Source organism: Parahoeflea alexandrii (assembly GCF_024105735.1).
Classification (GTDB): Bacteria; Pseudomonadota; Alphaproteobacteria; order Rhizobiales; family Rhizobiaceae; genus Hoeflea; species Hoeflea alexandrii.
Genome location: NZ_JAAAML010000003.1, coordinates 564,706 through 585,242, shown reverse-complemented (window position 1 = coordinate 585,242; position 20,537 = coordinate 564,706). Strand labels below are relative to the sequence as shown.

At 61.5% G+C, this 20,537-nt stretch carries 20 protein-coding genes; 10 read left to right on the top strand and 10 right to left on the bottom strand.

Going from position 1 to position 20,537, the window contains the following annotated elements; all coding sequences use genetic code 11:
* Positions 1–27 precede the first annotated feature (27 nt).
* Together GTW23_RS17715 and GTW23_RS17710 are read left to right on the top strand one after the other, a co-directional pair.
* Positions 28–1,251 (top strand): hypothetical protein, encoded by a 1,224-nt coding sequence (locus GTW23_RS17715; protein WP_252916752.1) that lies wholly within the window; start codon positions 28–30, stop codon positions 1,249–1,251.
* Between the two features lie 124 nt (positions 1,252–1,375).
* Complete coding sequence (locus GTW23_RS17710; protein ID WP_252916751.1) at positions 1,376–1,531, top strand: hypothetical protein; 156 nt, start codon at positions 1,376–1,378, stop codon at positions 1,529–1,531.
* Between the two features lie 92 nt (positions 1,532–1,623).
* Here the strand turns inward: GTW23_RS17710 and aspS are convergent, their stop codons facing one another.
* Complete coding sequence (gene aspS / locus GTW23_RS17705; RefSeq protein ID WP_252916750.1) at positions 1,624–3,411, bottom strand: aspartate--tRNA ligase; 1,788 nt, start codon at positions 3,409–3,411, stop codon at positions 1,624–1,626.
* 234 nt (positions 3,412–3,645) lie between these two features.
* Between aspS and GTW23_RS17700 the strand changes: the two genes are divergently transcribed.
* Complete coding sequence (locus GTW23_RS17700) at positions 3,646–4,935, top strand: MFS transporter (protein WP_152009231.1); 1,290 nt, start codon at positions 3,646–3,648, stop codon at positions 4,933–4,935.
* Between the two features lie 15 nt (positions 4,936–4,950).
* On the top strand, positions 4,951–6,096 hold the full coding sequence (rnd, locus tag GTW23_RS17695) for a ribonuclease D (RefSeq protein WP_252916749.1): 1,146 nt from the start codon (positions 4,951–4,953) through the stop codon (positions 6,094–6,096).
* A gap of 113 nt (positions 6,097–6,209) precedes the next feature.
* Here rnd and GTW23_RS17690 read toward each other — a convergent pair whose 3' ends face one another.
* Positions 6,210–7,514 (bottom strand): SAM-dependent methyltransferase, encoded by a 1,305-nt coding sequence (locus GTW23_RS17690; protein ID WP_252916748.1) that lies wholly within the window; start codon positions 7,512–7,514, stop codon positions 6,210–6,212.
* A gap of 323 nt (positions 7,515–7,837) precedes the next feature.
* Between GTW23_RS17690 and GTW23_RS17685 the strand changes: the two genes are divergently transcribed.
* Both GTW23_RS17685 and GTW23_RS17680 read left to right on the top strand, forming a co-directional pair.
* Positions 7,838–8,197: a hypothetical protein gene (locus tag GTW23_RS17685; protein ID WP_152009234.1), complete on the top strand. Its 360-nt coding sequence runs from the start codon at positions 7,838–7,840 to the stop codon at positions 8,195–8,197.
* Positions 8,198–8,283: 86 nt separating this feature from the next.
* Positions 8,284–8,586 (top strand): hypothetical protein, encoded by a 303-nt coding sequence (locus tag GTW23_RS17680; protein WP_152009235.1) that lies wholly within the window; start codon positions 8,284–8,286, stop codon positions 8,584–8,586.
* Positions 8,587–8,812: 226 nt separating this feature from the next.
* Here GTW23_RS17680 and GTW23_RS17675 read toward each other — a convergent pair whose 3' ends face one another.
* The 5 genes from GTW23_RS17675 to GTW23_RS17655 form a co-directional block, all read right to left on the bottom strand.
* Positions 8,813–10,339 (bottom strand): Ppx/GppA family phosphatase, encoded by a 1,527-nt coding sequence (locus tag GTW23_RS17675; protein WP_152009236.1) that lies wholly within the window; start codon positions 10,337–10,339, stop codon positions 8,813–8,815.
* Positions 10,340–10,599: 260 nt separating this feature from the next.
* Entirely contained in the window at positions 10,600–12,813 is a 2,214-nt protein-coding gene (locus tag GTW23_RS17670) for an RNA degradosome polyphosphate kinase (protein ID WP_382264421.1), read from the bottom strand.
* 58 nt (positions 12,814–12,871) lie between these two features.
* Positions 12,872–13,576, bottom strand: a complete 705-nt coding sequence (gene hdaA, locus GTW23_RS17665) for a DnaA regulatory inactivator HdaA (RefSeq protein ID WP_152009238.1) — start codon at positions 13,574–13,576, stop codon at positions 12,872–12,874.
* Complete coding sequence (locus tag GTW23_RS17660; protein ID WP_252916746.1) at positions 13,576–14,703, bottom strand: AI-2E family transporter; 1,128 nt, start codon at positions 14,701–14,703, stop codon at positions 13,576–13,578. The genes hdaA and GTW23_RS17660 overlap by 1 nt, the downstream gene beginning before the upstream one ends.
* 48 nt (positions 14,704–14,751) lie before the next feature.
* Positions 14,752–15,297 carry a CDP-alcohol phosphatidyltransferase family protein gene (locus GTW23_RS17655; RefSeq protein WP_252916745.1) on the bottom strand — a complete coding sequence of 182 codons (546 nt, stop codon included), beginning with the start codon at positions 15,295–15,297 and terminating at the stop codon, positions 14,752–14,754.
* A 205-nt stretch (positions 15,298–15,502) separates the two neighbouring features.
* Between GTW23_RS17655 and purM the strand changes: the two genes are divergently transcribed.
* From purM to GTW23_RS17640, 3 genes are all read left to right on the top strand, one after another.
* A complete protein-coding gene (gene purM, locus GTW23_RS17650; RefSeq protein ID WP_252916744.1) occupies positions 15,503–16,573 on the top strand; it encodes a phosphoribosylformylglycinamidine cyclo-ligase in 1,071 nt (356 codons plus the stop codon).
* A gap of 29 nt (positions 16,574–16,602) precedes the next feature.
* Positions 16,603–17,193: a phosphoribosylglycinamide formyltransferase gene (gene purN, locus GTW23_RS17645; protein WP_290129038.1), complete on the top strand. Its 591-nt coding sequence runs from the start codon at positions 16,603–16,605 to the stop codon at positions 17,191–17,193.
* 162 nt (positions 17,194–17,355) lie between these two features.
* Complete coding sequence (locus GTW23_RS17640; protein ID WP_252916743.1) at positions 17,356–17,631, top strand: hypothetical protein; 276 nt, start codon at positions 17,356–17,358, stop codon at positions 17,629–17,631.
* Between the two features lie 70 nt (positions 17,632–17,701).
* On the opposite strand, the gene GTW23_RS17635 is transcribed toward GTW23_RS17640, so the two are convergent.
* Positions 17,702–18,124, bottom strand: coding sequence for an organic hydroperoxide resistance protein (locus tag GTW23_RS17635; protein WP_152009243.1), 423 nt, complete (start codon positions 18,122–18,124; stop codon positions 17,702–17,704).
* Between the two features lie 121 nt (positions 18,125–18,245).
* On the opposite strand from GTW23_RS17635, the gene GTW23_RS17630 reads away from it, so the two are divergent.
* A complete protein-coding gene (locus GTW23_RS17630) occupies positions 18,246–18,716 on the top strand; it encodes a MarR family winged helix-turn-helix transcriptional regulator (RefSeq protein ID WP_252916742.1) in 471 nt (156 codons plus the stop codon).
* Here the strand turns inward: GTW23_RS17630 and GTW23_RS17625 are convergent.
* Entirely contained in the window at positions 18,713–19,339 is a 627-nt protein-coding gene (locus tag GTW23_RS17625) for a class IV adenylate cyclase (protein WP_252916741.1), read from the bottom strand. The genes GTW23_RS17630 and GTW23_RS17625 overlap by 4 nt on opposite strands.
* Before the next feature lie 154 nt (positions 19,340–19,493).
* Positions 19,494–20,453 carry a VOC family protein gene (locus tag GTW23_RS17620; protein WP_252916740.1) on the bottom strand — a complete coding sequence of 320 codons (960 nt, stop codon included), beginning with the start codon at positions 20,451–20,453 and terminating at the stop codon, positions 19,494–19,496.
* Positions 20,454–20,537: the final 84 nt, after the last annotated feature.

The following is a 20,537-nucleotide window of genomic DNA, read 5'->3' as shown; positions in this document are numbered from 1 at the left end:
CCGCATCGAAAGCAGAAGGAAACTCCGATGACTGTCCAATACTCACCCAAGCGTCTGTTTTCCGCCTCCCTGCTCGCGGCCGGCCTGTCGTTGCCTGCCCTGCCCGCACTGGCCCTGGATGCCGATGACTTCGCCACCAAGCTTGCAGCCCTCTCCAGCCAGAGCGGCAACCGGTTGAGCTTTTCCGCGGTCGAGCCCGACGGCAGCACGGTTGTGCTTAGATCAGTTCGCATTGAGGTGCCCGGACAAGCCCCCATCGCAGCCGGCGACATTACCTTCAAGGGTGTCGAGGAAGAGGACGACGGCGGCTATTTCGTCAGCGAAGCCCTGTTCGAAGATGTCGAGGTCAACGAGGGACCGACCACGGTCACGGTGGAAGGTATCGAGATGACCGGGCTGAGCGTGCCGGGCAACGGCGAGACGGGTTCGCTTGCAGGAATGCTTTTTTATGAAGGGTTTTCAACCGGCGAGATCAGCGTCGAGACAGACGATGTCCGTGTGTTTTCGATGGCCGGAGTCGACATGCAGGTCGAGCGTCAGGATGATGGCTCGAAGGTCGACATGCGGATGAACGGATCCGATCTGAAGATCGACCTCAGTTCCATCGATGATCCCAAGGCCAGGGATGCCATTCAACAGCTGGGCTACGAGACCCTGACCGGTGATATCAATCTCTCCGCCGCGTGGGATGCGACCGCCGGCACGGTCAACATGCAGGAATACTCCCTGAACCTCGACGATGTGGGACGCCTGAGCATGTCGATGGAGATCTCAGGCTACACTGTCGAGTTCATCAACGCGATGCAGCAGGCGCAGGCGGCCGCAGCGGCCAATCCGGATCCGCAGGCAGCCCAGCAGGCGCTGGGGTTTGCCATGCTCGGCATGCTGCAGCAGTTGAACTTCAATTCCGCCTCGGTGCGCTTCGAGGATGCCTCGGTGACCGAACGGGCGCTGGCCTTTGCAGGCAAGCAGCAAGGTGTTTCCGGCGACCAGATGCGGATGGCGCTCAAGGGTATGCTGCCGCTTATGCTCGGCCGTATCGGTATTCCCGAACTGCAGAAACAGATTGCCGCCGCCGCGAGCGTCTATCTCGACAACCCGCAGGACATCACCATCACGGCGATGCCGGCATCGCCGGTGGCGGTCCCGGTGATCATGGGTGCGGGCATGGGCGATCCGAAGTCGCTGGTTGATCTGCTCAATGTGCAGATCATCGCCAACAAGCCGGTGGAAGTCTGCTGTAAGCAGTAGCATCGGCGGATTATCAGGTTGCTTGTTAGCTTCGGCGGGCGCAGTGTCGCGCCGGACCGGGAGCGATTTGGCTCCGGGCCTTGCGTGCGGATTCGCCCGCCTCACACCAGCACTGGACCAACAGATGATCCGTTTCAGGGCAGAGCCGCCGGCTGAAAAGCCAGCGGAAAACGCCACAGCCAAACCGCAAAAACCTGCAACAAAGACCAAGACTGCGAAATCCGCAGCCAAGGAAGACCTGCTCGATCTGGCCGCGGAATCCCAAGACGACAAGGACTGATCACCACATGCCGGCAAGACATTGCCGCAAAGAAAAAGCCCGGGAAACAGATGTTTGCCCGGGCTTCTTTATGATTTGAGTCTGCTTGCGGCCTAGTCGGCCTTCGGCGGCAGCGCGCGCAGCGACAGTTCGCGCATCTGGGCTGGCGAAGCCGGGCTCGGTGCGCCCATCAACAGATCCTGGGCCTGCTGGTTCATCGGGAACAGGGCCACTTCGCGCAGGTTCTTGGCGCCGACGATCAGCATGATCACCCGGTCGACACCGGCTGCCATGCCGCCATGCGGCGGTGCGCCGTACTGGAAGGCGCGGTAGAGACCGCCGAAGCGCTCCTCGACGTCGGCCTTGGTGAGCCCCACCTTCTCGAAGGCCTTGACCATGAGTTCGGGCGACTGGTTCCGGATCGAGCCCGACGCGATCTCGAAGCCGTTGCAGACCAGATCGTACTGGTAGGCCTTCAGCGTCAGCGGATCCTGGGTCTCGAGCGCTTCCATGCCGCCCTGCGGCATCGAGAACGGGTTGTGGGCGAACTCGACCTTCTTGTTGTCCTCGTCCCATTCGTAGAACGGGAAATCGACGATCCAGCAGAGATCGAAGCGGTCCTGGTCGACAAGGTTCAGTTCCTCGCCGGCGCGTGTGCGGGCGTCGCCGGCAAACTTGGCGAACTTGGCGGGGTCACCGGCAGCGAAAAAGCAGGCATCGCCATCCTCGAGCCCCATCTGCACACGGATCGCCTCGGTGCGCTCCGGTCCGATGTTCTTGGCGATCGGACCCGCGCCTTCAAGGTTGTCGCCTTCCTTGCGCCAGAAGATGTATCCGAGACCCGGTTGCCCCTGGCCCTGCGCCCAGGAGTTCATCCGGTCGCAGAAGGCGCGGGAGCCACCGGTCTTGGCCGGAATTGCCCAGACCTCGACCTTCGGGTTGTTGGCGATCATGCCGGCAAAGACCTTGAAGCCGGAGCCTGCGAAATGCTCGGTGACGGCCTGCATCTCGATCGGGTTTCTCAGGTCGGGCTTGTCGGTGCCGTAGGTGCGCATCGCCTCGTCATAGGGAATGCGGCGGAACTCCTGGGTGACGGGCTTGCCTTCGGCGAATTCCTCGAACACGCCGCGCATCACCGGCTCCATCGTGTCCCAGACATCCTCCTGGGTGACGAAGCTCATTTCAAGGTCGAGCTGGTAGAATTCGCCCGGCAGACGGTCGGCGCGCGGGTCTTCATCGCGGAAGCAGGGCGCGATCTGGAAATAGCGGTCGAAGCCCGCGACCATCAGCAGCTGCTTGTACTGCTGCGGCGCCTGCGGCAGGGCGTAGAACTGGCCGGGATGGATGCGGCTCGGCACCAGGAAGTCACGCGCGCCTTCAGGCGACGAGGCGGTCAGGATCGGGGTCGCGTATTCTGCGAAGCCGATCTCGGTCATGCGCTTGCGCATGTCGGCGATCACCTTGGTGCGGGTGACGATGTTCTTGTGCAGCGTCTCGCGGCGCAGATCGAGGAAGCGGTACTTGAGGCGGACGTCTTCCGGATAGTCCGGCTCGCCGAAGACCGGCAGCGGCAGTTCCTTGGCCGAGGACAGGACCTCGATCTCCTGGGCGAAGACCTCGATCTCGCCGGTGCCGAGATTGGGGTTGATGGTGTCGGCCATGCGTTCCTTGACAACACCGTCAACGCGGATCACCCATTCGCCGCGAACAGTCTCGGCGATCTTGAAAGCGGGCGAATCCGGGTCGGCAACGACCTGGGTCAGGCCATAATGGTCGCGCAGGTCGATGAACAGTACGCCGCCATGGTCGCGCACGCGGTGCACCCAGCCCGAAAGCCGGACATTGGCCCCGGTGTCGCTCTTGCGAAGCGCGGCGCAGGTGTGGGAACGGTAGCGATGCATTGTGATATCCTCAAGGCTGGGGCGTCGCGCTGACAACGGCGGATCGGCGGGAGTGAAGACGCGATCCATCCCCGTTTCGGCGCGCGGTCGAAATCGCGCGGAAAAGCGCATGGCGCATCCGGTTTGTCAAGCCGAAAGGGCGTGAACGGCGCTGTGAGTGGCGGGATTTCAGGGCGACGGCCCGGACAATTCCATGTAAGGATTCGCGAAGGCCAATCTCTCGTCCGGACCGCAATGCATTCGCTTCGCCCGCTTTTCCCGCTTCTTTTTACAGCCGGTGTGCTGCTGGCAGGCAATGGTCTGCAGGGCACGCTGGTCACCCTGCGCGGTTCGGCGGAAGGATTTTCCGCCACGGTCATCGGGCTATCCGGCGCAGGATACTATTTCGGCTTCATCGTCGGCTGCTGGGTGACACCGTGGCTGCTCAGAAGCACCGGGCACATCCGGGCCTTTGCAGCCATGTCCGCGGTCGCTGCCTGTGCCTCGCTCGCCATGGTCATGGTCATCGATCCCTTCTTCTGGTTCCTGATGCGGCTTGTCACCGGGATCTGCTTTGCCTCGCTGTTTGCCAATGTCGAAAGTTGGATCAACGCGCAGGTGACCAACAACAACCGGGCGAGGACACTTGCAATCTACCGTTTTGTCGATCTCGGCGCGGTGACACTGTCGCAGTACATGTTGCCGGTTTTCGGCATTGGCGGTTTTGAGATCTTCGCGGTGATGACCATGCTGATCATCCTGTCGATCGTGCCGGTCTCGCTCGCCGACCGATCCAACCCTGCCCCGCCGGCGCCGTTCTCGTTCAACCCGAAGCGTCTGTTCGCGGTCTCGCCGCTGGCTTGCGCCGGCGCCATCACCGTGGGCCTGACGACCGCCTCGTTCCGCTCCGTCGGCCCGCTCTACGCCGAAGGCCTAGGGTTTGGTGTCTCCGACATCGCCTCGTTCATGAGTGCGGGCATCATCGGCGGTGTCGTGCTGCAATATCCGCTGGGCTATCTCTCCGACAATATCAGCCGGCGGTCGGTGCTGCTGATGGCCACGGCCGGCTCCACCCTTACCGGACTGGCGATGGTCTGGTTCGCAGGCAGCAACCTGGCGCTCAATCTCGTCGGCATCTTCCTGTGGGGTGCCTTCACGCTGCCGCTTTACTCATTGTCGGCGGCGCATGCCAACGACAAGGCCGAGGCCGGCGAGTATGTGCAGATTGCCTCGGGCCTGATGTTCTTCTGGGCGATTGGCGCCTCCATCGGTCCGCTGCTTTCGGCGGTTCTGGTCGACTGGTTCGGCGCGGTCGCCTTCTTCACCTATGTCTGTGCCATGCATGGCGCATTCGTGGCCTACACAATCGTCCGGATCGTCCGTGGTGAGCCCGACGAGCCGGACCGCGGACGCTTCGCCTCGCTGTTGCGCACCTCACCGGTGTTCGCGCGGATGGCGACCCAGTCGGCCAACAGCGAGCCAGGTGACAAGGATGCCATCCAAAATGGCGATCCGGCACAAGACAAACCGGAAAATTCCCGCTAAATGCCAGACATGGACATGATTACAACGACCGAGGCGCTTGCCGCCTTTTGCACCCGCCTCGCCAAACACGACTTTGTCACCGTCGACACCGAGTTCCTGCGAGAGACCACTTACTGGCCCGAACTGTGCCTGATCCAGATGGCCGGTCCCGAGGATGAAGGGATTGTCGACCCGCTGGCCAAAGGCATTGATCTCAAACCGTTTTTTGAGCTGATGGCGGACGCCTCGGTGATCAAGGTGTTCCACGCCGCCCGCCAGGACATCGAAATCGTGGTCAAGCTCGGTGATCTGGTTCCACACCCTCTCTTCGACACGCAGGTGGCGGCGATGGTGTGCGGATTTGGCGAATCGATCTCCTATGACCAGCTTGTCTCGCGGATCACCGGCGCGCCTATCGACAAGTCCTCGCGGTTCACCGACTGGAGCCGCCGGCCGCTGAGCGACAAGCAGCTCGATTATGCGCTGGCCGATGTCACACATCTGCGCGACGTCTATCTCGAACTGGTCTCGCGCCTCGAAGCAGCAGACCGCGGTGACTGGGTTGCCGACGAAATGGCCGTGCTCGAATCGCGCTCGACCTACGAGATTGAACCCGAAGACGCCTGGAAGCGCCTGAAGATGCGGGTCAAGAAACCGGTCGAACTCTGCGTGCTGCAGCATGTGGCGGCCTGGCGCGAACGCGAGGCGAAATCCCGCAACGTGCCGCGCGGCCGGGTGATCAAGGACGATGCGCTGTACGAGATCGCCCAGCAGCAGCCGAAGGATGCGGAAGCGCTGTCGCGGCTCAGGACCATCCCGCGCGGCTGGGAACGCTCGCAACAGGGCGCCACGCTGGTCGAGATCGTCAACGAGGCGCTCGAGACGCCGAAGGACGCGATGCCGCGCCTGCCCCGCCAGAAACAGGCGCCAGAAGGCGCGCAGGCCTCGATCGAGCTGTTACGGGTCTTGTTGAAGCTGACCGTGGAAAAGGAAAACGTCGCCGCCAAGATCATCGCCAATTCGGATGATCTGGAAGCCATCGCCGTCGATGGCGATGCCGCCGACGTTCCCGCGCTCCAGGGCTGGCGCCGCGAACTGTTCGGCGAGCGGGCGCTCAAGCTGATCCGCGGCGAGCTGGCCTTGCGGTTTGCCAACAAGAAGGTCGAGGCTGTCGAGCTCTAGCTGCTCGTCCTGCTGCGTAATTCCCTAAATCGGAAACTATCCAAGGTGGAAGATCATGCAGCAGCTTTAAGTGCTAAAGCGTGCTTCGTGCGTTTGATCAAGACCACGGCGCGTCAGTCGGTTTGGCGATAGAGGTCTGCCCGGGTTGGCGGCAGGCCGGCGGATCCCCGCGCGGACCTGGTGGTCACGGTCTGGTAGATCCTGACGGTGTTGCGCTCGAATGCGATCGAACAGCCGCCGAGATAAACAAGCCACAGCCTGGTCTTGACTTCGCCCACTTCGGCGACGGCTGCCTGGTAGTTGGCCAGCAACCGGTCATGCCACAGCCGGCAGGTGCGCTGATAGTGCTCCCGCCAGTTCTCGACATCATGAACCTCGAGGCCATGCTGCTCGAGCATGGTGACGGTGTTGCCGATATGGTCGAGTTCACCACCGGGGAAGATGTACTTGGTGAGAAGCTTGAATTCCTTGTTCTTCTTCCGGAAGGTTCTGGCGTCCTTCTTGGCGGGCCGGGTGATGGCGTGGTGCAGGTAGATGCCGCCGGGTTTGAGCACCCGGTGTATGGTTGAGTAATAGGTCGGGTAATTGTCGATGCCGATGGCTTCATGCATGCCGATCGAGGATATCTTGTCGAATTCTCCTTCGACCTTGGCATAATCAAGCAGAATGAAGTTCACACGGTCGGACAGTCCGAGCTTTTCAGCCTTTTGAGTGGCATACTCCAACTGGCGTTCGGACAGGGTCACACCGGTCACATGCACACCGTAATTCTTCGCCGCATAAAGCGCCAGCGAGCCCCAGCCGAAGCCGATGTCGAGCATTTTCTCACCGGCCTTGAGGCGCAGCTTGCGGCAGATCATCTCCAGCTTGTCTGTCTGCATCTGGTGGATGTCATTGTTCCAATCGGTGAAATAGCCGCAGGTGTAAACCATCTGGTCATCGAGGAAGAGTTCATAGAACGCGTTGGAGACATCGTAGTGATAGGCGATGTTCTTCTGGTTCTCTTCGGCATTGCCATCTGATGGCTTTTCGTCGGGTTGATCGCTGAGCGGCCATGGTCCGCCCCTGTCGACGAACAGGAATTTGCGCGCCGTGTTGAACACCTGGAACTTGCTGAGCTGCTTGCGGATCTCGCGGGTGCGAACCTTCGGCCGTCGCGCCACCAGGTCGAACATGTCGCCGTTCTCCAGGTCGACCCGGCTGGATACCCAGAGATTGAGCAGGGTTTCGGGATTGGGTGAACGCAGCAGCGACGCCATCACGCCCTCGTCGGCAAAACGGATGGCGAAGGCGGCCGGATCGAGGTCATCGGGCACCGTGGAGCCATCCCAGAGCCTGAACCCGATATCCAGTTGGAGAATCTCTCGGGCATGGGCAAGAAGTTTTCGAAGGCTCTTCAATCGACTGTTTGCGCTCAAACTCACGTCTCCCGTCTGATCAACCGCATCGGTTCCAACTCAACTGGTGGTCAGCAAAGGCGTCGCACGGCCGCCCGACCTACGCAACACCACAGCGCGGCATGATGCCCAGGTCAACCCGGCTGTGCGACACCTGGCAGTTACAAGATTACAGCCCCCTTAGAAAACACAACCATTACGTTTTGCAACTTGGTAAATCAATTATTAGTTGCATTACCTTCAAACTGCTGCCATGAATTGCACTCGTTAGGCAAAATACCGGCCTGCCCAGCATCTGCGAGGGACGGCCGGGTTCTTCAATCACACCATCCAGGGAGAAGAAAATGGCCAAGTATCACGAATTCAGCGAAGACAGGGTTGCCGCCGCGATCGAGGCTGCGCGCAGCTACTATGCGGAGATCGGCACCTACCAGGAAGGCGGCAGGATCGATCCGAACGATGACGGTCACATGAACATTGCCGCGGAATGCATCCAGGTGACTGTCGACAACGGCAAGGTCTGCCTGAAGCTGCCGGTGCTCGGCAACACGGTCTGCCTGCCGATCCCGTCTTTCATCCCGAATGGCACGGCCGCCGAAGCCTGCCTGAGCATCTGCTTCACCGGCCCGTTTCCGACCGGCGTCACGGTCACCATCAGCGTGCTTGGCAAGGTGATCATCACCAAGTCGTTCGGCAAGTGCTGACCCCGTGAATCGCCCGCCGGAGCCAGCCCCGCTCCGGCAAAAGCCGGCCCGTCGCCACGCGGGCCGGCGCCTCGGAGGACCCGACAATGGCACGAAAATACACACTGTTTGTCTACAACACGTCCGGGAAGCAGCAGGACTGGACCATCTTCAGCGAGGATGTGATCAACGAGGAATTCAAGATCGGTGACGTCCGCAAGACCTTCACGCTGATGCTCAGCGGAGACGTCATGATCCAGTTCGGCGTTGATTACACGGTGTATCTGAAAGCAACCTATTCCTACAAGACCGATAGCTGGACCTCGAAAACCGATACGCCGATGGACATATCCTTTACCACCGGTCCAAGTGCGATCACGGTGAGTTCGGACTTCAAGCCCGACGATTGACCGGAATGGCAAAGTTATTCCGGTTCAGGCGGGAAAATCACTGTGCCCTCTTGCAATCGATCTGATCCACCCCATATATTGATCAACAAGGAAATTTGCCTCCAGCCTGACCACGGATGTACTGGCAGGTTTGTTGAGGCAAGTCAGGAAGGTCGGTGCGAATTTCGCCCGGCCTTTTTCTTTGTCTGCTGTTCTGGGGTTTACCTTGCAAGACCTTGTGGGCCCGTCAGCCGATCCGGAAACCGAGACGCTTGCCGGTGAGCTTGGCAAGCTGCTGCAAACGGCCATCCAGGCGTTCACCAACGAGAGCCTCGCTTTCACGCGGAACCTTCAGCACGATATCGACGTCACCATCAGATGGCGCGGCGGCAACGAATTCCAGGCGCGGCACCATGCCCGGCATGGAAGCCGAAAAAAGATAGACTACCCGAAGCATGCCACCCAGCAGCTTGGCGTATTCGAGGTATTTCGGCCCGGCGATCGCCGCAAGCTCCGAGGACATGCCGTCGTCATTGAGACCTTCGAAACGGAAGTAGTTGGCCAGCGCGATATAGGCCCGGCCGGCATGGCTGATGCCGGTGAAGGTCCCGTGGGCGATGATGTTGAGCGCCTGCGGGCCGCGGTAATCGGGATGCGCGCGCCAGGAAATGTCGGCGAGCAGGCAGGCCGACTGGCGGTAGCGAGCATCCTCCTCGCTCTCCTCGACACCGAAGACAGGGAACATGCGGCCGGTCCAGACAGCAAGCTCGCGGGCGTGCTCGGGTGAACGGGCGCGCAGAATTGCCAGTTCGCCTGCTGCCGTCAGCAGCGGATCTCGTGCCGCCTCCGCAGCGCCGAGAAGGGAGTAGAGATAACCCTCGCGCACACCGAGTGCGGAGAAACTGACCCGTGACGCCTTCATGGCGATCAGCGTCTCCTGCAGCGCCACGGCGCCATAGGGCAAAAGGCCTCGGCGATTTCTCGAAATCGCCTTGATGGCGCTGATCCGCGACTGCTTCATCGCCGCCACCTCGCCGAGAAACTCGATCGCAGGCTTGGCCTCGATCTCATAGGCCTGCATCATGTGCAGCGGGTAACCCGTGATTTCCATGTGCAGCTTGGCGATGTTTCGCCAGGTTCCACCCACGGCATAGAAGGTCCGCCCCGCCCCGCCCGGCAGCACAGTCGATTGCTTCAGCGACCGCTTGGCGATGGCCCGCGCCTTTGAAATCGAGTTGCCGGACATTTCGGCGAGCCGGAGGCCACCCAGTGGCAGGGTCTGCCCGCCAGAGTGAACATTGCCTTTAACATCAACGAGTTCGAGCGAGCCGCCGCCCAGGTCGCCGGCGATGCCATCGGGCTTGTAGTAGCCGGCGATCACGCCAAGAGCCGAGAAACGGGCTTCCTCCTCACCGGTCAGGACGCGGATCCGGCATCCAAGAATGGATTCCGCCGAATCGATGAAGGCAGCACCGTTTTCCGCTTCCCGTGCCGCCGCGGTGGCGAGCACGTGCATTTCCGACGCGCGGGCCTGGTCGGAGAGCGCGCGGAATCGTCTGAGCGCGGCCAAAGCCCGCTCGATGCCGCTTTCGTCCATCCTGCCGGTGGCGACGAGCCCCTTGCCTAGCCCGCACAGAACCTTCTCGTTGAACAGCACGGATGGCGCCCGGTTGAGACCTTCGTAGATCACCAAGCGGACCGAATTCGATCCTATATCAATGACAGAAACTGGATGTATGCCCGGCAGCCGGCCTTGCGCTTCCGATTCCACCATGTCCAAGGGCTCTTCGGTTAGGGCGACGCGCTCCGGCTGAGTGGAGCGAGACCAAGGTCAACAATTCAGCGCCCTTATATATGGCATTAGCCGGAACTGAAACCCGGCAGCACCACTTCTCACAGGCTTGTCCAGCAACAATTCATACGACTTTTGACGCGCCAGGAGACGGCGGAACGCGTGGCCGAAGCCGACCTCGCGAGAGCCGGGACGCACAGAAGACGGTGCGCGCGGCCAGGCATGGTCAAATCGATGGACGGTCAGCGCTTGCTGCGGGAAGCCCGGGCCAAACGGTCGGCGATCAGTTTCGGCGCGTTGGATTTCAGCGCCTCGCCCCTGCCCGACAGGCTGGGATTGGTCATGAAATAGACCTGTGCGTTGAACGGCTCCTCATCCACGCCTGGCTCGATCCGGCGGGAGGTGCCATCAGGCAAGATCTCGTAACTCTGCTGATTGTCGATCATGTTGCCCAGCATGATCTGCGAAAGCACCTGTTCATGCACGGTCTTGTTGGCCAGCGGCACAAGCGTCTCAACGCGGCGGTCGAGATTGCGCGGCATCAGGTCGGCCGAGCCGATATAGACCAGCGCTTCGGCGGAGGGCAGACCGTGGCCGTTGCCGAAACAATAGATACGGCTGTGTTCGAGAAAGCGGCCGACGATTGACTTGACGTGGATATGCTCGGATAGGCCGGGAACCTGCGGCCTGAGGCAACAGATACCGCGCACCACCAGGTCGATCTCGACGCCGGCGGCACTGGCGCCGTAGAGCGCATCGATGATTTCCGGGTCGACCAGCGAGTTCATCTTCATCCAGACCGCCGCCGGCCGGCCGGCGCGGGCATGGTTGACCTCGGCCTCGATGTTCTCGAGGATCCGGGTGCGCAGGTTGAGCGGCGACACTGCAAGCCGGCTGAGCCCTTCCGGTTCGCCGTAGCCGGTGATGAAGTTGAACACGTGCGCGGTGTCGCGCGCGATCACCGGATCGCAGGTGAAATAGGACAGGTCGGTGTAAATCTTGGCGGTGATCGGATGATAGTTGCCGGTGCCGAGATGGCAGTAGGACACCAGCTTTCCCTCTTCGCGGCGGACGATCAGCGACATCTTGGCGTGGGTCTTCAGTTCGATGAAACCGAAGACCACCTGAACACCGGCGCGTTCAAGGTCGCGGGCCCAGCGGATATTGGCTTCCTCGTCGAAGCGGGCCTTGAGCTCGACGAGCGCCGTGACAGACTTTCCGGCCTCTGCGGCATCCACAAGCGCCCGGACGATCGGGCTGTCGTTGGACGTCCGGTACAGCGTCTGCTTGATGGCCAGAACGTCCGGGTCGCGCGCGGCCTGGAACAGGAACTGGACCACCGCGTCAAAGGATTCATAAGGGTGGTGAACCACCAGATCCTTTTCCCGGATAGCGGCGAAGGTATCGCCGGCATGTTCGCGAATGCGCTCGGGAAAGCGGGCATTGTAAGGCTCGAACTTGAGATCGTCGCGCGGTGCCTTGGTGACTTCAGACAGGGTGTTGAGCGCCAGCAGGCCCGGCAGCACCGCGACGCGGTTGTCGGGCACATTGGTTTCGTGAACCACGAATTCGCGCAGGCTCTGCGGCAGTTCCGAATCGAACTCGATACGGATCACCGAACCGCGGCGGCGGCGCTTGAGCGCGCTCTCGAACAGGCGAACCAGATCCTCGGCCTCTTCCTCGACCTCGATGTCGGAATCGCGGATGATCCGGAAGGTGCCCGAACCGCGGACCTCGTAGCCCGGATAGAGCGAGCCGATGAAGAGAGAGACAACGTCCTCGAGCGTGATGTAGCGGATGGCGCCGTCAAGATCGGGCAGACGCAGGAAGCGGTCAAGCGCCATCGGCAGACGGATCAACGCCGTCATTGGCTCGTTTGCCGCCTTTGAGGCGAGTTGCAGGCAGATCGAGAATCCAAGATTGGGAATAAACGGAAACGGATGGGCCGGATCGATCGACAGCGGGGTCAGCACCGGGAAGATCGACTGCAAGAACTCGTCCTCAAGCCAGGCCAAGTCGCCTTCGACCAGCACGGAGGGACGGACGATGTAGATGTTCTCGGCCGCCAGGTTCTGCTGCAGAATGGCGAGAGACGCCTGCTGTTCGAGCTGCAGGCCGTCGATTTCCTCGAGGATCTGGTCAAGTTGCTCGTTCGGCGAAAGCCCGTCAGGAGAGCGGTTGGTAATGCCTTCGCGCACCTGGCCTTCAAGGCCGGCGACGCGCACCATGAAGAACTCGTCGAGGTTGGCCGCCGAAATCGACAGGAACCGGACCCGTTCAAGCAGCGGATGGGCGGCGTTGAGCGTCTCCTCAAGCACCCGGCGGTTGAACTGCAACCAGGAAAATTCGCGGTTGATGAAGCGCTTCGGGCTGGTCTTCAGATCTTCCGGAGAAATATCTGCCGTGATCGGATCGATCCGCAGTTCACTCCCGACTGTCCCCTCGAAATCGTCCATCATTCACTCCAACGCCCCGGTTATGGAAGTCACCGTCTATAGCACAAGAACGAAGGAACTATGACACTTCCGTGTCGTCCGTTCCGGCCTCCATTTGCGCCAAAACCTCCGCGGCCATCGCGCGGGTGATCTTCGACCCCCTGGCCAGCGCCAGTTGATCAAGACGGGCGACGATGGTGCGGGCCGCGGCGAGCGAGCGCTCCATGCGGGCCACCAGCCAGTGGATGATGCGGTCATCGACGACGACCTGCCGGTCGGCGAACAGCTTGACCATGACCTGGGCCAGCAGCTCTTCATCGGGCTCGGCAATTTCGACCACCGTCGCCGCTTTCAGGCGGGAGGCGAGGTCAGGCAATGACACCGGCCAGGCCGCGGGCCAGACACGACTGGTGATCAGCAGCGCGCTGCCATTTTCGCGGACAGCATTGATCAGATGGAACAGCGCGGTTTCGTCAAACCGGGTGTGATCAATGTCCTCAATGAGCACCGGCGCGCGCGTGGCGATCTCCAGAACCATCGGATCGGGCTTGTCGATGCTGACCCGGCTTGCGCCGGCAAGGCCCGCCCAAATGCCCGCGAGATGAGATTTTCCCGACCCGGTAGGGCCAGCCAGGATGACGACCGGCGCCGGCCAGTCGGGCCAGCGGTCGACAATCGCAACCGCCGCGTTCAAACGGTCGGAGACGATCAGGTCGTCACGCCCGGAAGCGGAGCCATGGTCGAAAGCGAGCGGCAGCTGACGGGTTGCGGGTGGTTTGCCCATCAGTCACCCGTGGTGTCGTCGGCGGATCCGGCCGTCAGCGGCGCCGGTCGCCTGGTTCCGTGGTAGAGATCGCTGTCGAGGTAACGGGAAATGGCGAAGCGCACCAGAACGCCGACAGAGGCTGCCGCGGGCACCGCGATCAACATGCCGACGAAACCGAACAGGGCGCCAAAGGCAAACAGCGCAAACATCAGCCAGACCGGATGCAGGCCCACCGATTTGCCGACCAGCCGCGGCTGCAGGATGTTGCCCTCGAAAAACTGGCCAAGCGCAAAAACCGCGATCACCGCACCGATCATGATGAAATCGGGCCAGAACTGGACAATGGCCACGACGACTGCCAGCACCAGGCCGACCATCGAGCCGACATAGGGGATAAAGCTGATCAGACCTGCAAAGAGCCCGATCAGAAGCCCGAAATTCAGCCCGACCAGCGACAGGCCGACCGCATATATGAGACCAAGGATGATACAGACGCTGCCCTGCCCGCGGACAAAGCCGGCAATGGTCGCATCAACCTGCTTTGCTAGTTCGCGAACGGTGTCGACATGATCGCGCGGGATCCAGCCATCAACCTTCTCCACCATGTTGTCCCAGTCGAGCAGCAGGTAGAAAGCGACCACCGGGGTGACCACGAACAGCGCTGCGATGTCGAGCAGCGCCATGCCGGAGTTCCAGATCTGCTGGAAGATTGTGCCGACCAGGCCGGCACCTTCCTTCAGCAGCGCGGCAAAACTGTCCTTGATCTGATCGAGCTGACTGCTGATCCAGCCCGGCAGCAGGGTGGTTTCCGACGTCAACAGGGATTGCAACTGGGTGATGTAGCCCGGAATCTTGCCGCCGAGATCGGCCGCCTGGGTTACCAGGATCGGAATCAGCACGATCAGCGCGATGGCAAACAGGGCTATGAAGGCGATCAGGATGGCGAAGGTCGCCATCAGCCTGGAAAACCCGCGGCGTTCGAACCAGTCGGCCACCGGATCGAGAAAATAGGCCAGCGCCATACCGGCGATAAAGGGCAGCAGGATGGAACGAAACACCATCAGGAAGGCGACGACGACCGCAAAGGCCAGCAACCAGAAGAAGAACTGCCGGCGAAGCGCCGCACGGTCTATGTGAGTGGTCATGATCACCTCGCTTGCAGGCCGTTCGCGGCCGCCAAAATCCGCCAAAGGTCAGTCCGGCTGATTCACACCGGCCATGTGCCGGAGCCATGTAACGAGATAGGCGCTGGCTGAAGCGATGGTCAAGCCCGCGACCGCATAGATCATCCATCTGACGATGCCGTCGAGCTCAGCAAGGCCGGCGAGATCGGCCAGCACCAGGATGAGTAGAACGATCTGAACCATGGTGTTGGCTTTGGATACCAGCAGCGGCCGCATTTCGACCGGATTGTCGAGAAGGCTCGAGAGCACCACCGCGCCGACAATAAGAGCGTCACGCGAGACGGCAAAGATCACCAGCCAGCTTGGAAGCTCGCCGAGCCAGCCGAGCATGATAAAAACGCTGACCAGCAGGAACTTGTCGGCTACCGGATCGAGCCAGGATCCCAGTTCGGAGCGCTGGTTGAAATGCCGGGCAATCAAACCGTCGAGACCGTCGGAAATGCCTGCAAGCATGAACAGCAGGAATGCCGCAAGCATCTCGCCATTGATCATGGCAAGGATGATCAGCGGAACCATTATGAACCGGGCAATCGTTATGAAATTGGGCAGCGTCATGGGCAGCGAACGATCCTGAACGATGGCGATATGGAGACTGGCCGGCGGTTTTTAAATGGTTCACGACCGCAATAGCACGCGGGCAAAGCTTTTTCCCGACGTTTGTTCGCTTTGCAACCAAGCTCCGGCTTGCAGAATGGCCCGCAAAATGCCATCCCCCCCCGGCATATGATGCTCCTTTGAAACCCAGGGAGGGGAAGCCAAGATGGCGGATCCTAAGAACGGCCTCACCTACGCCCAGGCGGGCGTTGATATCGATGCCGGCAACGAGATGGTCAACCGCATCAAGCCGCTGGTGCGTGCAACACGGCGGCCGGGTGCGGATGGCGAGATCGGCGGCTTTGGCGGCCTGTTCGACCTGAAGGCCGCAGGCTTTACCGATCCCGTGCTGGTGGCCGCCAATGATGGCGTAGGGACCAAGCTGAAGGTTGCGATCGAAGCCGGCATCCACGATACCGTCGGCATCGATCTCGTCGCCATGTGCGTCAACGACCTCGTCGTCCAGGGCGCGGAACCGCTGTTCTTTCTCGACTACTTCGCCACCGGCAAGCTCGATCCGGAACAGGGCGCGGCAATCGTCGCGGGCATCGCACAGGGCTGCCTGCAGGCCGGATGCGCGCTGATCGGCGGCGAAACGGCGGAAATGCCCGGCATGTACCGCGATGGCGACTATGACCTCGCCGGGTTTGCCGTGGGAGCGGCCGAACGCGGCCAGCTGCTGCCCTCGGGCACGCTGTCGGAAGGAGATGTGGTGCTGGGCCTTGCATCCTCCGGGGTGCATTCCAACGGTTACTCGCTGGTGCGCCGGATCGTCGAGCTCAGCGGGCTCGATTACAACGCCCCTGCCCCGTTCGATGCCTCGCGCAGCCTTGGTGCGGCGCTGCTCGAACCGACCCGGATCTATGTCAAACCACTGCTTGCGGCGATCCGGCAGACCGGCGCCATCCAGGCGCTGGCGCACATTACCGGCGGCGGATTCCCGGAAAACCTGCCGCGCGTGCTGCCCGAAGGGATTGCGGCGGAAATCGACCTCGACGCCATCAAGTCTCCAGCCGTGTTTTCATGGCTTGCCAAGACCGGCGGCGTGGCGCCCGAGGAGATGCTGCGCACCTTCAATTGCGGCGTCGGCATGATCGCGGTCACGCCCGAAGCGGATGCGGACCGCGTTATTGCCGCGCTGGAAGCCGAGGGCGAGACGGTCATCCGGCTCGGACGGCTGACGCGGCGGGCCGACAACGGCCCCGGCGTTGTCTACAAGGGAACGCTGTCGCTGTGACCGATCAGCCGAAAGTGTCGGTCGCGGTGATGATCTCCGGCCGGGGCTCGAACATGGGAGCCCTGATCGCCGCCGCGCTGGATGCTGGGTTTCCGGCCAAGATCGTCTCGGTGATCTCGGACAAGCCCGAAGCCAAGGGGCTGGAACACGCCCGCGAGTTCGGCATCGAGGCGCTGGCTATCCCGCGCAGCGATTATCCCAGCAAGGCGGATCACGAGGCCGCGGTCATTGCCGCACTGGATGCGTCAGGCGCGCGGATCATCGCGCTCGCGGGCTACATGCGGCTGTTGTCCGGGGATTTTGTCAAACGCTACGCTGGACGGATGATCAACATTCACCCGTCGCTGCTGCCGGCCTTTCCCGGCCTTGCCACCCATGAGCGGGCTCTGGCCGCCGGCTGCAGGGTGCATGGCTGCACGGTCCATTTCGTCACCGAAGGCATGGACGAAGGCCCGATCATCGAGCAGGAAGCGGTGCGGGTGGAGCGCGGCGACACGCCCGATACACTTGCAGCCCGCGTGCTTGAGGCCGAGCACCGGATCTACCCGATGGCGCTGGCGATGCTGGCGCGCGGCGAAGTCCGCATGAGCGGAGACAACAGGGCCCAGTTCGCCGGCTGACTCCGGCTCGGCTGGTCGGTCAGTGCCCCTCAATCCGATCAGCTGCGGAGCCCGGCTGTACCCGGGACCTTTACCTGAAAGGCCGGACCTGCTTCCCTAGCCGCATGCGGTCCGAGAGATGTGTGTTCATGTGGAAACCTGGCCTGCCAGAACGGAGAAGCCATGCTTTCGCTGTACGGATTTATCGACAAGGCCATCGGGAAAGGTCGCCTGACGGTGGAGGACGCCAAGGGCGTCACCCGGGAATTCGGAGGCAAGGAACCCGGCCCCGAAGCCGCGATCCGCTTCACGTCGTCCACGGCTCCGTTGAAGATCCTGATCAATCCGGAGCTCAATGCGGCCACGGCTCCGATCACCCGAAACTACATTGAAGCCGAGGAAGCGCGCATCGCGGAACGCGAAAAAGAGTTTCTCGAGCGCGTGGTGGCAAGCGCCTAAAAGGCGCTTAACGCCTGACCACCGGACCGCAAGGCCCGGTGGTTCGCTGGAAGGTCAAGGCCTGGAGGTCTCAGGCAAGTTCCGGTGTGATGCTGAGCGTACCGGAGGTGGCGTGCGAATAGGGGCAGACCTTGTGGCCGCCGGCGATCAGATCCTCGGCCACGTCCTTGTCGATGCCCGGGAGATCGACCTTGATCTTGACGTCGAGACCGAAGCCGGGATCTTCGCGCGGGCCGATGCCAACCGTTACCGTCACGGTGGCCTCATCAGGCACCTTCACCTTTTGCTGGCCGGCGTAGAACTTCAGCGCGCCCAGGAAACAGGCGGCGTAGCCGGTGGCAAAAAGCTGTTCCGGGTTCACACCGCCGCCAGGGCCGCCCATTTCAGTGGGAACGGCGAGATTGACATCCACTGCCCCGTCGTGGGTTTTCGAGCGTCCGTCGCGGCCGCCGGTTGCGGTGGCCGATGTGCTGTAGACAACTTTCGTAACCATGGTCAATTTCCTTTGTTTACGATTTAATCGTACACGATATATATGATTGAATCGGGCTTGATGCAAGTCATTGCGCCGTCTGACTGCGAGAAATAGGTTTGCCGGACAGGGGAGAAACCGAATGGTCGATGTGAAACTGCCGGACGGATTCAGGCTGAGACCGGAATCCATGTTGTGTTTCGATATCTACGCGACCCACCATGCGGTCGGACAGGTCTACCAGCCGCTTCTGTCGAAGCTGGGGCTGACCTATCCGCAATACCTGGTGATGATCGTGCTGTGGGAGCAGGACAGACAGACCGTCGGACAGCTTGGCGAACGGCTGGACCTCGCCTCCTCCACCCTCACCCCGCTGATCAAGCGGCTGGAAAGCCAGGGGCTGGTATCGCGCAAACGCGATGCGGCCGACGAACGCAAGGTGCGTGTGCTTCTTACTCCGGCCGGCATCGCGCTGGAACAGGAGGCAAGCCACGTACCCGGCTGCGTGGCCGAAGCCTTCGGGTTGTCAGTGGAGCAATTCGCCCAGATGCATTCGCTGCTCGGTCAGCTGCGACGGGCGCTCAAGGCGCAGGGCGACAGCGAAGCCGCCTAAGTCTGCGGCAAATCCCCAACCCCGTCCTTCCCCGTCATCATGGCGCGGTAAGATCTTTCCTCTGCCTGTGCGGCATCCAGACCAAGCCCGTCCGCGAACTCCCCGATACGGGTTGCCCAGTAAGACAGGCTGTCGGCAGCATCGGTCATCACGGCAATCTCGACAAAGCAGCCGAGCCCTTCGAGCCGGTCAAGCGTAATGTGAAAGTCTCCGGCAAAATAGATATCGCGCTGCTTGACCAGCCTCCCGGTCTCGACAAAGCCAAGCGCCGAGAGCATCTCCAGCGCTTTCTCCGAGCCATCGAGATCCATCGCCACGCAACGATCGGATCCAGGCCCCTTGCAGATCCACAGGACCCGGCCCGAGGGCTGCATCAGGCGCACCACCTGCTGCTGATCGTTCGACGCAAGCCGGCCATCGGGCTGATCGAGAAAGATGTCGGTTTCGACGTTGCCGAGAGTGAAAGGAACCGCTCCCATGGACAGGATTTTAGATCGAAACGGCTCAAGCGAATGGACGCGGTGCTTGCGCTCAACCTCGTAGCGGCCGTCAAAGTGAGAGCCGGGATCGCAGAGCATGCCCTTGGCCTGCAATGCGGTGGTCGTTGATATCGCGGCAGCCATGCCCAAGACCTTTCCTGTCCGATGTTCACGCAGCGAGAGTGCAGGTCGGCCACGGAAGGCACCGGAGCCAATTCAGCCCGGAAACCCAACCGCTGCGACATCTGCGAATCTCAAGGCCGCATTCTGCACCGGACGCCCGGTTTTTCCAGAGCGCTCAGCCGCTGATGAAGCGGATCCTGGTGCCCCAGGGGTCGAGCGCTTCGAGCGTGCTTCCGGTTTCCTTGATGTCGGTGCCGTGGGCTCTCAGCCGCCGGCGCAAGCCGTCCATCAGCGCAGGCTCGATGGAAAAGGCGGCGTCTTCGAGACCCGACATGTTCTGCGGGCGCTGGCCGGCATTGCGGCTGTGCCAGATATTGGCGCCAACGTGGTGATGATAGCGGCCGTTGGAGAAGAAGGCGGCGCTTTCGTTGGGTATCAGCGCGGTCAGATCAAGGCCGGTGGCCTTGACATAGAAGTCCTGCGCCAGCCGCGTGTCGCCAACCCGCATATGGATATGTCCGATGCGAAAGCCGCTGGGCGCGCTGTAAGGCAAGTCCGAATCATCGGGCAGGCCAGCGACCAGATTGTCGAGATCGAGTTGCTGGTTCCCCATGACAACCCGGTTGTCGACCCATTGCCAGCCCTGATGCGGGCGGTCGGCATAGACCTCGATGCCGTTGCCTTCCGGATCGTTGAGATAGAGCGCTTCGGAGACGCGATGGTCGGAAAAACCTGTAAACGGGATGCCGTTCATGTAGGCCATGATCAGCCAGCGCCCCAGATCCTCGCGCGTCGGCATCAGGAATGCCGTATGGTAGAGGCCGGCGGTCGATACATCGTCGACATCGTCATCCACATGGCGGATGAGGGTGACAAGCGTTCTTCCATCCTTGCCCAGCGCGGTCCGGTCCGGCTCGGCACCGAGGACATCGAGGCCGATGATCGCATTGTAGAAATAGGTCATCTTTTCCAGGTCGCGCACCCGCAGCGACACGGAGTGGATGTGGATCGGTGTGGTGACCGCAAAGGAAGGCGCCACCGGTGCAGCGCTTGCCGTTGACGCGTTGGCCAGAACCGGCGCGGCGGCAAGAAAATTCAGGGCTGCACGGCGGGTCATGTCGAATGAGGAAGGCATGGTCGGAACTCGACTTTGTTTCGTTGATCTTGTTCCAATATCGCAACGGAGCACCGGACATTAAAGCCCACGCTTCAGCGCAAC

Coding starts and splice junctions, on each gene's coding strand:
- rnd (WP_252916749.1), top strand. CDS start 4,951: ATGATTACAACGACCGAGGCGCTTGCCGCCTTTTGCACCCGCCTCGCC.
- GTW23_RS17710 (WP_252916751.1), top strand. CDS start 1,376: ATGATCCGTTTCAGGGCAGAGCCGCCGGCTGAAAAGCCAGCGGAAAAC.
- GTW23_RS17715 (WP_252916752.1), top strand. CDS start 28: ATGACTGTCCAATACTCACCCAAGCGTCTGTTTTCCGCCTCCCTGCTC.
- GTW23_RS17620 (WP_252916740.1), bottom strand. CDS start 20,453: ATGCCTTCCTCATTCGACATGACCCGCCGTGCAGCCCTGAATTTTCTT.
- GTW23_RS17700 (WP_152009231.1), top strand. CDS start 3,646: ATGCATTCGCTTCGCCCGCTTTTCCCGCTTCTTTTTACAGCCGGTGTG.
- GTW23_RS17635 (WP_152009243.1), bottom strand. CDS start 18,124: ATGGTTACGAAAGTTGTCTACAGCACATCGGCCACCGCAACCGGCGGC.
- GTW23_RS17685 (WP_152009234.1), top strand. CDS start 7,838: ATGGCCAAGTATCACGAATTCAGCGAAGACAGGGTTGCCGCCGCGATC.
- GTW23_RS17675 (WP_152009236.1), bottom strand. CDS start 10,339: ATGGTGGAATCGGAAGCGCAAGGCCGGCTGCCGGGCATACATCCAGTT.
- aspS (WP_252916750.1), bottom strand. CDS start 3,411: ATGCATCGCTACCGTTCCCACACCTGCGCCGCGCTTCGCAAGAGCGAC.
- GTW23_RS17655 (WP_252916745.1), bottom strand. CDS start 15,297: ATGACGCTGCCCAATTTCATAACGATTGCCCGGTTCATAATGGTTCCG.
- purM (WP_252916744.1), top strand. CDS start 15,503: ATGGCGGATCCTAAGAACGGCCTCACCTACGCCCAGGCGGGCGTTGAT.
- hdaA (WP_152009238.1), bottom strand. CDS start 13,576: ATGGGCAAACCACCCGCAACCCGTCAGCTGCCGCTCGCTTTCGACCAT.
- GTW23_RS17670 (WP_382264421.1), bottom strand. CDS start 12,813: ATGGACGATTTCGAGGGGACAGTCGGGAGTGAACTGCGGATCGATCCG.
- GTW23_RS17625 (WP_252916741.1), bottom strand. CDS start 19,339: ATGGCTGCCGCGATATCAACGACCACCGCATTGCAGGCCAAGGGCATG.
- GTW23_RS17680 (WP_152009235.1), top strand. CDS start 8,284: ATGGCACGAAAATACACACTGTTTGTCTACAACACGTCCGGGAAGCAG.
- GTW23_RS17640 (WP_252916743.1), top strand. CDS start 17,356: ATGCTTTCGCTGTACGGATTTATCGACAAGGCCATCGGGAAAGGTCGC.
- GTW23_RS17660 (WP_252916746.1), bottom strand. CDS start 14,703: ATGACCACTCACATAGACCGTGCGGCGCTTCGCCGGCAGTTCTTCTTC.
- purN (WP_290129038.1), top strand. CDS start 16,603: ATGATCTCCGGCCGGGGCTCGAACATGGGAGCCCTGATCGCCGCCGCG.
- GTW23_RS17630 (WP_252916742.1), top strand. CDS start 18,246: ATGGTCGATGTGAAACTGCCGGACGGATTCAGGCTGAGACCGGAATCC.